Origin of the sequence: Comamonas trifloxystrobinivorans, assembly GCF_043359985.1 — a bacterium.
Classification (GTDB): domain Bacteria; phylum Pseudomonadota; class Gammaproteobacteria; order Burkholderiales; family Burkholderiaceae_C; genus Comamonas; species Comamonas trifloxystrobinivorans.
Genome location: NZ_JBHZGV010000031.1, coordinates 18458 through 32073, shown reverse-complemented (window position 1 = coordinate 32073; position 13616 = coordinate 18458). Strand labels below are relative to the sequence as shown.

Here is a 13616-nt window from a genome sequence, read left to right as displayed (position 1 = left end):
CCGTGACGGTGGTCGTGGCATAACTCCGTCTGGGGTTTGGGGACGTGTGCTCTCAGGTCGGGTTGTGCAACAAAGCCGTTTCAATGACATTTCATTCAGGCTCATTACTACAGGGGCATTGTTGCCCCAGACCGTGGCAGCCTGTGTTTTCCAAGCAGATAACGCTTGTTCTGGCTCATTACTGCATATCGCACCAGCGGCAAACACGGCAACGAGGCCCTCGTTCGATAGAATGCTTCCAGCAGTGGATTCAATGTAGGTTTGTGGTTCGTTCGCACTATGCCTGCTAGGCAAGCGGTGAATAGTGTTCGCAGAACGTTCAAATACATCAATTGCTGTTACCACCTCTGCGTGAGAACCTCGAGTGAACTCAAATGCGAGCATCGCCTGCGAACCTCTGAACTGTACTTGTGGATCAGACGACTGCATTGCGAATTGTAAGAACTCCTTAATCTTCTCTGGTACATCACCAAGCTGTGCAGCAAGCTGGCCAACGATTGCGGTAGTCATGAGGGTTCGGCGCTGCTGGCCTGGCTGTGCTGGGCCAAACTGCAACCCAGGCTTTGATGCCAGGCCAAAATCTAGCGATTTCTCATTCTTTTTCGTGTAAAAGGCCGCATCTTCAATGATTTTGCAAGTGGTCGAGGTAACTCGAAGGACTGCCTCCCAATCTGCGTGCCCATCCTCGTTAACCTCTTGCGGCGCGGCGACCAGCAGATCTGCAAGCATGCGCGCAGCACGTTGATAGTCACCATTGACGGACATCACCCTGCAGGCGTCGACGATGAGTCCGAAGCGTGTTAGGGGCGTTGTTTGAAGCGTAGGTAGGTTGGCACCAGCGAGAAAGAGCTCCTCAGCCTTATTCCATTTAGCCTGATAACAAGCGCTGATTGCAGCGCGCCTGTATGAGAACGCGTCAAGCTGTTCCGATGCCTGTGGCTGGGCGGTCAGTTCTTCCCACAGGTCCAGTGCGGTTTCATGATCATCGGTACAAAAAAGTACGTTGATCCGTTGTTCGGCAATGGTTATCGTCTCGCCAAATATTACTGAGGCTTCGTTAAGCGTCTTCGTCGCGCCAATTGCGTCTCGAAGATACTCACATTGAATGATCGATATAGCCCTCGCAACTTCGCTTCCATACCAAGACAGGTGATAACGAACGGCGATGTTCAGTGCGCGCTTCAGTAGTTCCAGAGTTGGCTCCCAATCTGTTTTTTCCGCGCAGCCTGATGACCATGCACCATGAACGAAAGCTCCTTGCGAGTTGACGATAGGCCAGTTCAGCACAGAGTCGAACTCCACGCGTGCACTATCATCGGCATCGAGCTCAAGCCAATCGAGTACGCTCGCTAAGTCATGAAGCTCCAGCACCGATCCTGCTTGCAGCGAAAGATGGAATTGAGAAGTTGATGCTCCCTCAGGAATCCTAAAGTCGTTCTTACGTGAATCGACTAAGGCGCGCTTGGACATGCTATCGACGTAGTCAGCTACTTCACCGCTTCGCTGCTTCAATGAATAGACTGCGGCAAGCTTTGCTCTGATGGGGATACGCGGATTTTTGGTGATAAGCAGGCGCATGCACCTAGCAACTTCTGCGGCCTCCTGCACTGTTTTTTCCTCAACGAGGGCAACTTCCTCAGTCCATCTGGCCAGCACTTGGGCGACCACCTCCGAATTCGATTCGCTGGCAACAGTGAACTGGGCCTGGCGGAGCATTACGCTGACCATTGGATGCGATGCGAAGAAGCGCTCACCCGGCTCTAGTGCAATGTATGGAAACCATGTTAACTGCTGATACAGTGCTTTGGTAACTGCATCCTCATCAATGGTTTCTATGATTCGTGCGCACCTTAGAAGCCGCTGGCCGTCCTTAGCAACGAGCGCGTGAAACAACAGAGATGCAGCGTCGGCGACATCGATTTGACGGACGCTCGCAATCGCGTCGAATAGTCGCACATGCGCTTGAATCTTCTGTGCTTCTGTCCATACCTGCTCGGCCGCACCTTTTAGAATTGGCGTAACCGCCAACCGACCAGGGAATGACCGCTCAAGCCACTTTCCCTCTAGCGAGTCAACGACATCACCTCCATTAACGATCCCGCTGAAGGTTTTGGCGAGTTCAAGCAGCATTGCTCTGGAGAGTGGGTAAGTCGCCTCGCTGGCGGCATAGACGAAGGACGCGACATCAGGCGACACAGCTCCTCGCAACATACTTCGAGCAGCCCCTCGGGCTGTTTTCAACGCGGGCGATGCGGGCATTAGGTCCACGCTCGTGGGAGACGGCCACCCGGCTGTTGCAAGCTCAGCGATTCGTACCTGTACAAGCTTCGGATGTCCTTGAGTTAAGCTAAAAATCAGAGGTCCCCATATGTTGGATAGATCCTGGGAACAACCATATGCTTGGCATTGGTCACTCACCTCGTCAGCTGGCATCGTTGGAATGTCAATGATTGAGAAGCCAGCTAGCGCAGTGAGTTGCTCTGAATCGGTGGATTCACCTCGCGCAGTGAGTAAGAGAGAACGCTTTGAACGCGCGGCCTGTGTTACCACCATGGCCAAGGCAGCGTCAAATCCGCTAAGTCCGGTAGGCGATATGTCGATGTTGTCTACGACAACTAGCTTTGGCACGTCGGGTCCACTGATGGATGCAGCAAGTGCTCTTAGCAAGTTGTCAGTTTCGACTGCCGAGCGGTTCGCTAGTGGAAACCACCATGCGTCTGGGCATACTGCATTACCCACAAGCAGGGCTACGGTCGTTTTTCCTTTGTGGACGCTTCCGGTCAGGAGAACTGCTGGATGAGTTTCTATTCGCTCACGGACGCTTTGGACAAGCTTCTCTCGATTGAGTAGCGGCGTGGGAGCGGGTGGCATATCCAGCTTCATCATCCTTAGCAATGCTTGGCTTGGGTCAAAAGATCCTGCCGAAAGAGCTCGCATGAACTGCTGGTATTGAACGGCTGGGACCGCGACATGTGAGGTAGTAGCAGCGTCAATCTGACGCAGTAAGTCTGCAATTGTCAAGCACCGCTTTGTTGAATCTGGTCTCACGACTACTTCGCTTACGAACGAATACAGACGATCGCAGACTTTGGGTGAATACGACAGATTGATACCAGCAATACTCAGTCTGTGAACAATACGATCTTCAGCGCTTTGTTGAACCGCTTCCAAGCCAGGTTGGCTTAGAAACCAATGCACTGGGCGAATTAGCTGAGCTTGAACGTCGCCTGCGTTCGCTGCTTCAAGAAAGGCTCTCAGTGCGCTGTTATTAGTAAGCTTAGGTGCAAGGTACTGCTGGAGGCGCGTCGTCATATCGATGCTGTCGCATGCGACTTTCCATGCGTCCATACCTGAGATCCCTTCGAACGCAGCATCTCGCTCGACAACTGCTGGAGCTGTTGAGATGTAGTGAAACTCGACGGAACGGGTTGTCTCCCGTGACCGTAGGGTCCAGAAGTTTTCTAGTGCTTTTAGAGCACGTTGGTTGTTGAGGGAAATCCCATCGACCTCGCTTTTGATCTGCTGAGCTACCGCTTCCAAGTTAGATGCTCGGTCGATGTCTTCAGAACCTTCAAGGTAGATAACCTCATGCGGAGTTTCCAAGCGTAGCCACGCATCAATGGACCACCAAAGCTGGTAGATCACACCTCGAAAGGATGCAACTGCTTGCCGAGAAGCATCTGCAGGTAATTCTTGAGGGCGCACAGATTCGACTTGAAGGTTGCCAATATCTATAGGGCTTTGCATCATCAGTTCGGAGCACCGGTGAAAGGTTCCCGTGCTTCAATGGCCAACAAGGGGCGGTGTCTTCGAAACGTACTCACAATAACGTATATCACTTCTTGCACCCTCTGAAAAAATCAGCATCAACGACCCTATCAGCCTCATAAAACGCTAGCTCATGCGCTAGATCTGAATAAATTATTATCTAGGCACATGCTCACTCAATCAAATCCCTGAGGATGTGCGCAAAGCGCGCCTGCTTTCTATGGTGATCACAGTGGAGACTATTGGCACTGATGGTGCGACACAAATCACCAATCTGCAGATAATTTCCCATCCGCATTCGCTATCTCAGGTGACCGGCCCATGATTGAAACCCCAACCCAAGACGACCTCCAGCAAATCGCCTTGTCGCTGATGCACGCCCAGCAAACGGTGGCCGATATTCTTCATGCGGAGCTGGATGGGAGCAAGAACGATCTGGCTCTTATTCAGCGGGCGCTTGAATCTGGCACTATCGACCCCGAGGCCGAATACACGATTCGCGCCCTGGGCTTGGCGTTTGGGAAAGTGTTTGTCAATACCGAATCTGGCTACGACTGGCGGATGATCAACGACGAATATGGGCGCGATCCAGCAGTGCGCTATCAGCAGACGAGCTTGACCTTTCATCCGCAAGACATGTTGCTCAAGCGGGTAGAGCAAGGCGAGCAGTTCGATGTGGCTGAGCTTTATCAAGGCTTGCGCTCACAACTGCAAGAAATAATTGACGGCTCAGACCTCAGCTGATTGCCTGGCTGATCCCCAATCCGTATTACTTGGCGCTCAGGTGACTCTTCACCGACCGCCATGCAGTTTGTGAAAGTCGTCAATGCCCTATCCGCCGGTTTTGGATGCCAGTCTCGTTGGTTCCTACGCAGCCCTTGCTAAAGCTGGTGGCGGTTATGTTTGGGATGCCGTGCTTGAATACCGCGTTTGGCTCCACCCAGAGCGCGGCGCGCCAGACGAAGCGGATGGCAGCGATTACTACTACGCGTTCGATTCTTATGATGAGGCGAGTGAGTTCGCCAATGCGACCGACGGTGCAGAAGATCCGCTCGCACTCGTGCTTCAAAAGGAATACATCGACGAGCCAGAAGCTGGCGTTTACGTCCACGTTTGCGAAGAGCGGGTCACGGAATGGCCGGTAGCATTCCTCAGCCGACCCAGGCGCACAGACAAGACCATTCCCGATTTTCTGGCGCCCGATGCGCCCAGCAATCGTTTGGAGATTCTCCGGGGCACAGCCCGCTGATGGACTGTGAAGTTGCAGAGGCGCAGTTATTCATTGGCAGGGTGTATGCGCCATAGTGCTGAGCGGTAGCCCTAGTCGTCGCCACGCCCCTATCACCCCCGCAACTCCAGCCCAAGCAAGCGCACGGTATAAACCACCCCATGCCCGTGCCACCCGTCCAAGCCCCTGAAGATGCGCGCAAAGCGCGTGTGCGATTTATCGTCATTACGGTGGCGGCGGTGGTGGCCATGCTGGTGACTGCGTCGCTAGGCCGCTGGCAGTTGCGGCGGGCGGCAGACAAAGAGGCTTACCAGGCGCAGTTGGATGCGCGTGCGGCGCAGCCTGCGCTGGATGGGCATAGCTTGCTGGCACCACTGGCGCAGCCAGAGCAAGACGAGCTTTTGCACCGCAAAGTGGTGTTGCAAGGCGAGTGGCTGCCGCAGCACACGGTGTATCTGGACAACCGCCAAATGCAGGCCAAGCCCGGTTTTTATGTGCTGACGCCGCTGCGCCTGCAAGGGCAGGCGGTGGCAGGGCGGCCGCAGACGGTGCTGGTGCAGCGCGGTTGGGTGGCGCGTAACTTTAACGACCGCAATGCGCTGCCCGAGGTGCAGACGCCTGCCGGCAGCGTGCAAATAGAAGGGCGCGTGGCGGGTCAGCCGGCCCGTTTGCTGGAGCTGCAGACGTCCGCCAGTGAGTCAGGGTTTTCCCGAATCCGGCAAAATCTGACCACCGATGGTTTTGCCCGCGAGATCGGCGAGCCCTTGCCCGCCTTGACGGTGGTGCAGACCGGGGCTGCCAGCGAGGGTATGTTGCGCGACTGGCCGGTGGTAGGCAGCGGCGTGGAAAAGCATTATGGTTATGCGTTTCAATGGTTTGGTCTGTGTAGCCTGATTGCCATCCTCTATGTCTGGTTCCAATTTGTCCGACGCGCGCTTAGCCGCCGCCACCCAAGCCCCGCCACCGGCGGATGAGGATTTGCTAGGCCTCACGGTGCACAACCTGCCGCATGCGCAGCAGGCCAGCGAGGCTATAGACGCCGCGCAGCGCTCGCGCACGGGCCGCATCAAGATGTTCCTGGTGCTGCTGGTGTGCGCGGCGCCGGTGATCGCCTCTTATTTCACCTATTACGTGATTCGCCCCGAAGGGCGGCGCAATTTTGGCGAACTGGTGGCCAAGCAGCCCATGCTGCCGGCGGTGCAGGCGCAAACCTTGGACGGCAAGCCGGTCAGCCTGCAAAGCTTGCAGGGCCAGTGGCTGTTGCTGAGTGTGGGGCCGGCGGCTTGCGATGCGGTGTGCCAGAACAATTTGTACCTGCAGCGCCAGTTGCGCGAGAGCCTGGGGCGAGAGAAAGAGCGCCTCGACTGGGTGTGGCTGGTGACAGACGACGCACAGCCGCCCGAGGCCATGCGTCCGGCGCTGGAGCAGGCCACGGTACTGCGTGTGCCGCAAGCCGTGGTGGAGCAGTGGCTGGCACCGGCGGCCGGTCGGCAACTGGGCGAGCATTTGTATGTGGTAGATCCGCTGGGCCATTGGATGCTGCGCTTCCCTGCCCAGCTGAACCGCAGCGATGCGGCCAAGGCGCGCAAGGATCTGGAGCGTTTGTTGCGCGCTTCGTCGAGCTGGGACAAGGAAGGCCGCTAGGGCTGGTGTGTAGAGAGTATGACTTCGCAGGATTTGTATGATTTCGCGCCGCTGGCGCGTGTGTTGCTGACGGGCGCCATCATTGCGCTGGGCCCGATCGTCTGGATTTGGTGGCGCCACCGCGGTGCCACGCCGCTCAAGCGCCTGCAGGTGCTGGCGGTGCTGACCTTGTTTGTGAGCTTTGACCTGGTGATGTTTGGCGCTTTCACGCGCCTGACCGATTCTGGCCTGGGCTGCCCCGATTGGCCGGGTTGCTACGGCAGCGCCAGCCCGATTGGCGCGCATGCCGAGATTTCGGCCGCGCAAGAGGCCATGCCCACCGGCCCGGTCACCCACGGTAAAGCCTGGGTAGAAATGATTCACCGCTACCTGGCCACGGCCGTGGGCGGCCTGATTATTGTGCTGACGGCCAGCGCCTGGCTGCGCCGCCGCCAGGGCGAGGCAGAGCCGATCAGCCCTTGGTGGCCCACCATCACGCTGGTGTGGGTGCTGATTCAAGGTGCCTTTGGCGCGCTTACGGTGACGATGAAGCTTTTCCCCGCCATCGTCACCATGCACCTGCTGGGCGGCACGGTGCTCTTGATGCTATTAACCGTGCAGGCAACGCGACAGACGCAATTTGCCGATAATCTGCCCTTGGTTCCAGTGTCGCCTTGGCTGCGCTGGTTGATGGTGGCCGTTGCGGCGGCGGTGTTTGTGCAGGTCAGCCTGGGTGGCTGGGTGAGCACGAACTACGCGGTTCTGGCCTGTACCACCTTCCCCCAGTGCAATGGCTCGTGGTGGCCGACGATGAATTTCGAGGGCTTCCAGCTCTGGCGTCCGCTCGGGTTTCTGGCCGATGGCTCGCACATCAGCTACGAGGCTTTGGTGACTATCCACTACGTGCACCGCCTGTTTGCCTATGTGGCAATTGCGGCCTTGCTGTGGCTGGGCTGGCGTTTGCGCAGCGTGCCTTTGCTGGCGCAGCAGCGCCGCTGGTTGCTGGGGCTGACGGTGCTGCAATTCGCGACCGGGCTGTCGAACGTGGTGCTGGATTGGCCAATGGTGGCCGCCGTGCTGCACACCGGTGGCGCAGCCGCCATCATGGTGGTGCTGACCTGGATGTTGTGCAGCACCCGCCGTGGCCAAGCCCAGGCCTGAAACTGCCCTATGGAACAAAAACTGAGTGCCCCGATGACCGAACTTGCTGCCGCCCCAATGCCGAACCGCTTTGCGCAGTTCTACGCATTGACCAAGCCGCGTGTGGTGCAACTGATCGTGTTTTGTGCACTGATCGGCATGGTGCTGGCCGTGCCCGGCCTGCCCAGCGCCGCCGAGCTGCTGCGCATGGTGATTGCCTGCGTTGGCATCTGGCTGGTGGCCGGTGCGGCGGCGGCCTTCAACTGCCTGGTAGAACAAAGCATTGACGCGCGCATGAAGCGCACCGCCTGGCGCCCCACGGCGCGGGGCGAGCTGTCCAACCTGCAAACGCTGGTTTTCTCGGGCGCGCTGTGCGCTGCCGGCTCGGCCATTTTGCTGGTGTGGATCAACGCCATCACCATGTGGCTCACCTTTGCCACCTTTGTGGGCTACGCGATTATTTACACCGTGATCCTCAAGCCGCTCACGCCGCAGAACATTGTGATCGGCGGTGCCTCGGGCGCCATGCCGCCGGTGCTGGGCTGGGCCGCGATGACGGGCGACGTGACCGCGCAATCGCTGTTGCTGTTTCTGATTATTTTTCTGTGGACGCCGCCGCACTTTTGGGCGCTGGCGTTGTATCGGGTCGAAGACTACCGCAAGTCCGGCCTGCCCATGTTGCCGGTGACGCACGGCAACTACTACACCCGCGTGCAGATTTTGCTCTACACCGTGGTGCTGTTTGCGGCCAGCTTGCTGCCTTTCATCATCCAGATGAGTTCCTGGATTTATCTGGTAGCTGCCGTGGTGCTGGGCGCTGGCTTTTTTGCCTATGCTTTTTATCTGTGGCGCGATTACTCGGACGCACTGGCTCGCAAAACCTTCCGTTTCTCGCTGATCTACCTGAGCGTGCTGTTTGCAGCGCTGCTGGTGGATCACTACGTCCGTTGGTAATGCCATGAACAAGCGCAATGCTTTGAAGACCCTCGCCACTGGCGCCATGCTCGCTTGCACGCTGCCCGTGTTGACCGCCTGCAGTCGCGAGGCAGCCAAGCCCAGCTTCAACGCTATCGATCTGACCGGCAGCAAAGAGTACGGCCAGAACTTCTCCATGCCCGACCAGCATGGCCAGCGCCGCACCATGGCCGATTTTCAGGGCAAGGTCACGCTGCTGTTCTTCGGCTACACGCAGTGCCCTGATGTGTGCCCCACGACCTTGAGCGACTTGGTAGCCGTCAAACAAAAGCTGGGCGCCAAGGCCGACAAGCTGCAGGTGATTTTTGTATCGGTCGACCCGGCACGCGACAAGCCCGAAATCTTGAAGGCCTACATGGCCAACTTTGACCCGAGCTTTCTGGCCCTGCGCGGCAGCGACGAAGAGCTGGCCACCATGGCCAAGGATTTCAAGATCCACTACAAAAAGGTCGAAGGCCAAACGCCCGAAACCTACACCATGGACCACACCGCCGGCGACCTGATCTTCGACCCCCAAGGCCGCCTGCGCTTGTACAGCCGCTACGGCACGCCAGTCGATACGCTGGCCAAAGACATTGAGCTGCTGATCGACGGCGCTTGATGCTCGGTGATTGCTGGGTGGCGCGGTAGTTGCTATTGCCATTGCAGCCGCAGCCGCCCCATCCATCACCCATTAAATTTCACCCATCACATGGCCCAAATTCTGGGCGCGTTGCCGGGCAGGGCCCAGAGCTCGCTGCGCCAGTGCGCCCAGACGGTTTTCCACAGCTGCATCACCGGCTCCACCACCGGCGCCAAGCCGCGTAAAACCAGCATGTTGTCGTTGGGGGCGGTAACGCCAGCAATGACTCCGTTAGGCACTGTTTGCAGCAGCGCATGCGTGCTTTCCAACAACTGCTCGCGCTGTTGGCGCGTGAGGGGTGTGCCGCTGGCAAACACCAGGCTGGCCAGGCAGCGCTGGCCGGCCAGGCCCAAGTCGCCGTTCAGCAGCAGGCCGTCTTGCGCGTTGATGCTGCCGCGCTCCAGAAAGCGGCCAGGCCATTCGATGTGCTGTGTAAACACTCCGCTCTCATACGGTTGGCCGGCCAGCGGCAGGCCCAGCGCGGTCACGTCCCAGGTCAGCAGCTGCGCGCCTTCGGCCAGCTCAAAACTCAGGTGGTTGCTGGCGTCGCAGGCGTTGTAGGCAATGGCCTCCAGCGGCAACCATTCCAGGCGCGCACCGGCCGCCAATTGCAAGCGGGTGCGCTGCAAAGCAGGTTGGCCATTGCTTTTGTAAAAGCGCGTGGCGCCGGGCGTGGTGACCAAGGCGTGCGCGCCTTCGGCCACTTGCACGCTGATGTCGAGCACATCGCCGCCCACCAATCCGCCGGGCGGGTGGACCAGCACGTTGTGGCAAATGCCCGGGCCTTCGGGGTACAGGCTTTTGAGCACGCGCAGCGGGCCATCGTGCTCAAAGTGCACCGAGGTTTTGCCCGCTTGTTGTGAGTAGTTCAGCGCCAGTTGCGCGTTCCAAGTCATGGGTTCGGTCTCGAATCTGGTTCAGGAATCATAGCAAGGCAGGCGCATGTTGCCAGCGCTAGCACAGGGTTTGTGGCGTGCAGCCCAGTGCAAGCAGGTTTTTCGCATATGGACAGTTGAAAGCCTTCGTTGCCCGCGCAACCCCTGGCTTCTACAGTTGCTACCCAGCAGCCGCCCCAGGGTATTTGGGCGCTTGCAGCAACTGTTTGGAGCTTTTTCATGCCGGTCACTCTCGCCTCGCCAACCACCGCTTTTCGTCAGCAAACCCGCCGCTGGAGCCTGGCTTGCATGGCGGCTTTGGCCATGCTGGGCGGCCCGGCCATGGCGCAGCAACGCGGTGCGGACGAAGCCAGCTGGAAGCCGGGCAAAGCGCCCGAGTTCATCGTGCCCAGCGGTGCTGGCGCGGCGCTCGATGTGGCCGCCCGCAAGCTGACCGAGCTGTTGGGCCGCGAAGGGCTGGCACCGGGTTTTGTGGTCAGCAACAAATCGGGCGCGCATTCCATCGTGGCGCTGGAAACCTTGCACCGCCACGCTGGCGATGCCAATACCTTGATGACTTTGAGCAGCAGCTACGGCAACAGCCTGGCGCAAAACGCCTTGCCTGCCCACCTGCAAAAAGGCACGCCGCTGGTCAGCTTGTTCCGCGAGTTCACCACGGTGGTGGTGCGCGCCGATTCGCCTTTGCGCAACGCGCAAGACCTGATTGCGCAGCTGCGCCAGGACCCGGAGAAATACTCCATCGGCATTGCCACCACCTTGGGCAACCATATCCATCTGGGCGTGGCGCAACCGCTGCAGCAAGGCGGCGTGAACATCAAGCAGCTGCGCATCGTGCCGTACAAATCTTCTGCCGAATCGATGACGGCCTTGGTCGGCGGCCACCTCGATGTGGTCTCTGCCACCACGCCGAATCTGTTGCCTTATCTGCAAAGCGGCCGTGTGCGCGTGCTGGCCATTGCGGCCAACCAGCGTTTGGAAGGTGCATTCGCCCAGTCGCCCACCTGGAAAGAGCAGGGCATTGATTACGTGAGCGATTCCTTTCAAGGCGTGATGGCACCGCCCAACATCAGCGCTGCGCAAAAGACGTTCTGGGTGAACGCCTTGCGCCGCGTGTCCGAGAGCCGCGAGTGGCAAGAGTTCGTCACCCTCAACCAGTGGGAGCCGCTGTTTCTGGGCCCGCAAGAAACCAGCCGCGAGCTGAGCCTGCAGGTGCAACGCAACCACGCCTTGCTCGCCGAACTGGGCTTGCTGCCCGCCAACGCCGGCAGCCTGCGCGTAGCCCAAGCCCGCTGAACCCGCTGAACCGACAACACCACAACAAGGAGAAGAACCATGAACATGCCTTTGCCCCACGCCCCTCTGCAACGCCTGGACGAGCGCCTTGGCGCAGCACAAGCGGCCACGCCGCATATCCAGGTGGCGCCGCAATCGGCCCACATTGGCGCGCTGATCAGTGGTGCGGATTTGACGCAACCCCTGAGCGCTGCCGAAGTGCATACCGTGCGCTCGGCCTTGCTGCGCTGGAAGGTGGTTTTCTTCCGCGATCAGCACCTTTCGCACGAGCAGCAATTGGCTTTCTCGCGCCAGTTTGGCGATCTGACACCCGGCCACCCGGTGTTCGGCCATGTGGAGGGCTACCCGGAGCTGTATTCGATTGCCAAGCACCGCAAGGCCAACCGCCACAGCGGCCAGGCCGAGCAACGCCCCTGGACGGGCTGGCACGCCGATGTGACCGCTGCGCACAACCCGCCAGCCGCGTCTATTCTGCGCGGCGTAACCATTCCGCCTTACGGTGGCGACACGCAGTGGACCAACCTGGCAGCGGCGTACGAAGCGCTGTCCGAGCCGCTGCAAGCCTTTTTGCACAGCCTGCGCGGCGAGCACCGTTTCAGCCCGCCGCAAGGCGCCAGTGCTACGGCCGAATATCTGGAACTGGTGCGCAACAACACCTTGATCAGCGAGCATCCGCTGGTCAGCGTGCACCCGGAAACCGGAGAGAAAGTGCTCTACATCAGCCCCGGTTTTCTCAAGAGCATTGTTGGCCTGAAGACGCGCGAATCGCGGGTGCTGCTGGAGCTGCTGTGGGAGCACGCCGTGAGCAGCGAGTTCACCGTGCGCTTCAAGTGGGAGCCAGGCTCGCTCGCTTTCTGGGACAACCGCTCTACTGCCCATGTGGCACCACAAGATATTTTTGCACTCGATTTTGACCGCCAGCTCTACCGCACCACCTTGGTGGGCGAAGTGCCGGTGGGCGCCGATGGCCGTGCGTCGACTGCCATCCAAGGAGATCCGGTTTTGGCGGTGCATAGCGCGGCCTACTGAAAGGGGTTTGTCTCCTCGGCCAGTCAGACGGTGATTGCCGATTGCGGTGCTGCCTTGGCAGCACCTTTTTTTCTTTCTTTGTTTCCGTGGTGCACAAGCGTTCCGTAAGAAGGTATTCAAACAGCATTGCTTGGCAGTGAAGCGGGCGCTGGAACAGCTCACCCCAATGGTGAGATGGACCCGTAGGCTAGGCGTCTGGGGCGCAGACAGTACCTTGGTACGGCAAGGCCCAGCAACAACGCATACGGGTTCATATCAACACCCCAAAACGAAGACCCTCAACACCGGCACGACAGCAAGCTTCGTCACCACACTTGCGCTCCCCAGAACCCATTACCTCTGTATTTTCAAATCGCCACCAGCGAGCGCACGTTCTTGGCTTGCATCTCGCTGCCTGGTCCCTCGGCAATCACTTCTCCTCGTTCCATCACCACGTAGTGGTCGGCCAGTTCTTCGGCGAAGTCGTAGTACTGCTCGCACAGCAAGATGGCCATGTTGCCGCGGTCGGCCAGCATGCGGATGACGCGGCCTATGTCTTTGATGATGCTTGGCTGTATGCCTTCGGTGGGCTCGTCGAGGATCAGCATTTTGGGTTGCGGTGCCAGGGCCCGCGCAATGGCCAACTGCTGTTGCTGGCCGCCTGACAGATCGCCGCCACGGCGGTGCAGCATTTGTTTGAGCACCGGGAAAAGCTCGAACAACTCGGCCGGGATCGGGCTGCGCGGCGAGCAATACGCCAGGCCCATGCGCAGGTTGTCTTCCACGCTCAGGCGCGAGAAGATTTCGCGCCCCTGCGGCACATAGCCAATGCCGTTGCGGGCGCGCTCGTACGGTGTTTTTTTGGCGATGTCCACGCCTTGCCATTCGATGCTGCCGCTCTTGATCGGCACCAGGCCCATCAGGCTTTTGAGCAAGGTGGTTTTGCCCACGCCGTTGCGGCCGAGCAGCACGGTGACTTTGCCGATCTCGGCTTTGAGCTGCACATTGCGCAGAATGTGCGAGCCGCCGTAGTACTGGTGCAGGTGGTTGACTTTCAGCATTT

Annotated in this window: 12 protein-coding genes; 9 read left to right on the top strand and 3 right to left on the bottom strand. The window is 58.9% G+C overall.

Annotated features, from left to right (window positions below):
- Positions 1-3750 (bottom strand): hypothetical protein (locus tag ACFIQF_RS24125; protein ID WP_393946180.1); only part of this gene is annotated, 3750 nt, incomplete at its 3' end.
- A gap of 339 nt (positions 3751-4089) precedes the next feature.
- On the opposite strand from ACFIQF_RS24125, the gene ACFIQF_RS24120 reads away from it, so the two are divergent.
- The 7 genes from ACFIQF_RS24120 (at position 4090) to ACFIQF_RS24090 (ending at position 9335) form a co-directional block, all read left to right on the top strand.
- Positions 4090-4512 carry a DUF3806 domain-containing protein gene (locus ACFIQF_RS24120; RefSeq protein ID WP_393946179.1) on the top strand — a complete coding sequence of 141 codons (423 nt, stop codon included), beginning with the start codon at positions 4090-4092 and terminating at the stop codon, positions 4510-4512.
- A gap of 82 nt (positions 4513-4594) precedes the next feature.
- Entirely contained in the window at positions 4595-5017 is a 423-nt protein-coding gene (locus ACFIQF_RS24115; RefSeq protein ID WP_393946178.1) for a GCN5 family acetyltransferase, read from the top strand.
- A 140-nt stretch (positions 5018-5157) separates the two neighbouring features.
- Positions 5158-5970: an SURF1 family protein gene (locus ACFIQF_RS24110; protein ID WP_393946177.1), complete on the top strand. Its 813-nt coding sequence runs from the start codon at positions 5158-5160 to the stop codon at positions 5968-5970.
- A complete protein-coding gene (locus ACFIQF_RS24105) occupies positions 5903-6640 on the top strand; it encodes an SCO family protein (protein ID WP_393946176.1) in 738 nt (245 codons plus the stop codon). Before ACFIQF_RS24110 ends, ACFIQF_RS24105 begins: the two co-directional genes overlap by 68 nt.
- Positions 6641-6658: 18 nt before the next feature.
- Positions 6659-7780, top strand: a complete 1122-nt coding sequence (locus tag ACFIQF_RS24100; RefSeq protein WP_393946174.1) for a COX15/CtaA family protein — start codon at positions 6659-6661, stop codon at positions 7778-7780.
- A gap of 33 nt (positions 7781-7813) precedes the next feature.
- Positions 7814-8713, top strand: coding sequence for a heme o synthase (gene cyoE / locus ACFIQF_RS24095; protein ID WP_393946173.1), 900 nt, complete (start codon positions 7814-7816; stop codon positions 8711-8713).
- A gap of 4 nt (positions 8714-8717) precedes the next feature.
- A complete protein-coding gene (locus tag ACFIQF_RS24090) occupies positions 8718-9335 on the top strand; it encodes an SCO family protein (RefSeq protein WP_393946172.1) in 618 nt (205 codons plus the stop codon).
- Between the two features lie 86 nt (positions 9336-9421).
- Here ACFIQF_RS24090 and ACFIQF_RS24085 read toward each other — a convergent pair whose 3' ends face one another.
- A complete protein-coding gene (locus tag ACFIQF_RS24085; protein WP_393946171.1) occupies positions 9422-10252 on the bottom strand; it encodes an urease accessory protein UreD in 831 nt (276 codons plus the stop codon).
- Positions 10253-10471: 219 nt separating this feature from the next.
- On the opposite strand from ACFIQF_RS24085, the gene ACFIQF_RS24080 reads away from it, so the two are divergent.
- The gene (locus ACFIQF_RS24080) at positions 10472-11545 is read left to right on the top strand and encodes a Bug family tripartite tricarboxylate transporter substrate binding protein (RefSeq protein WP_393946170.1); all 1074 of its coding nucleotides are present in this window, start codon (positions 10472-10474) and stop codon (positions 11543-11545) included.
- Between the two features lie 39 nt (positions 11546-11584).
- Positions 11585-12574 (top strand): TauD/TfdA dioxygenase family protein, encoded by a 990-nt coding sequence (locus tag ACFIQF_RS24075; RefSeq protein ID WP_393946169.1) that lies wholly within the window; start codon positions 11585-11587, stop codon positions 12572-12574.
- Positions 12575-12921: 347 nt separating this feature from the next.
- On the opposite strand, the gene urtE is transcribed toward ACFIQF_RS24075, so the two are convergent.
- Entirely contained in the window at positions 12922-13614 is a 693-nt protein-coding gene (gene urtE / locus ACFIQF_RS24070; RefSeq protein WP_393946167.1) for an urea ABC transporter ATP-binding subunit UrtE, read from the bottom strand.
- Positions 13615-13616 lie beyond the last annotated feature (2 nt).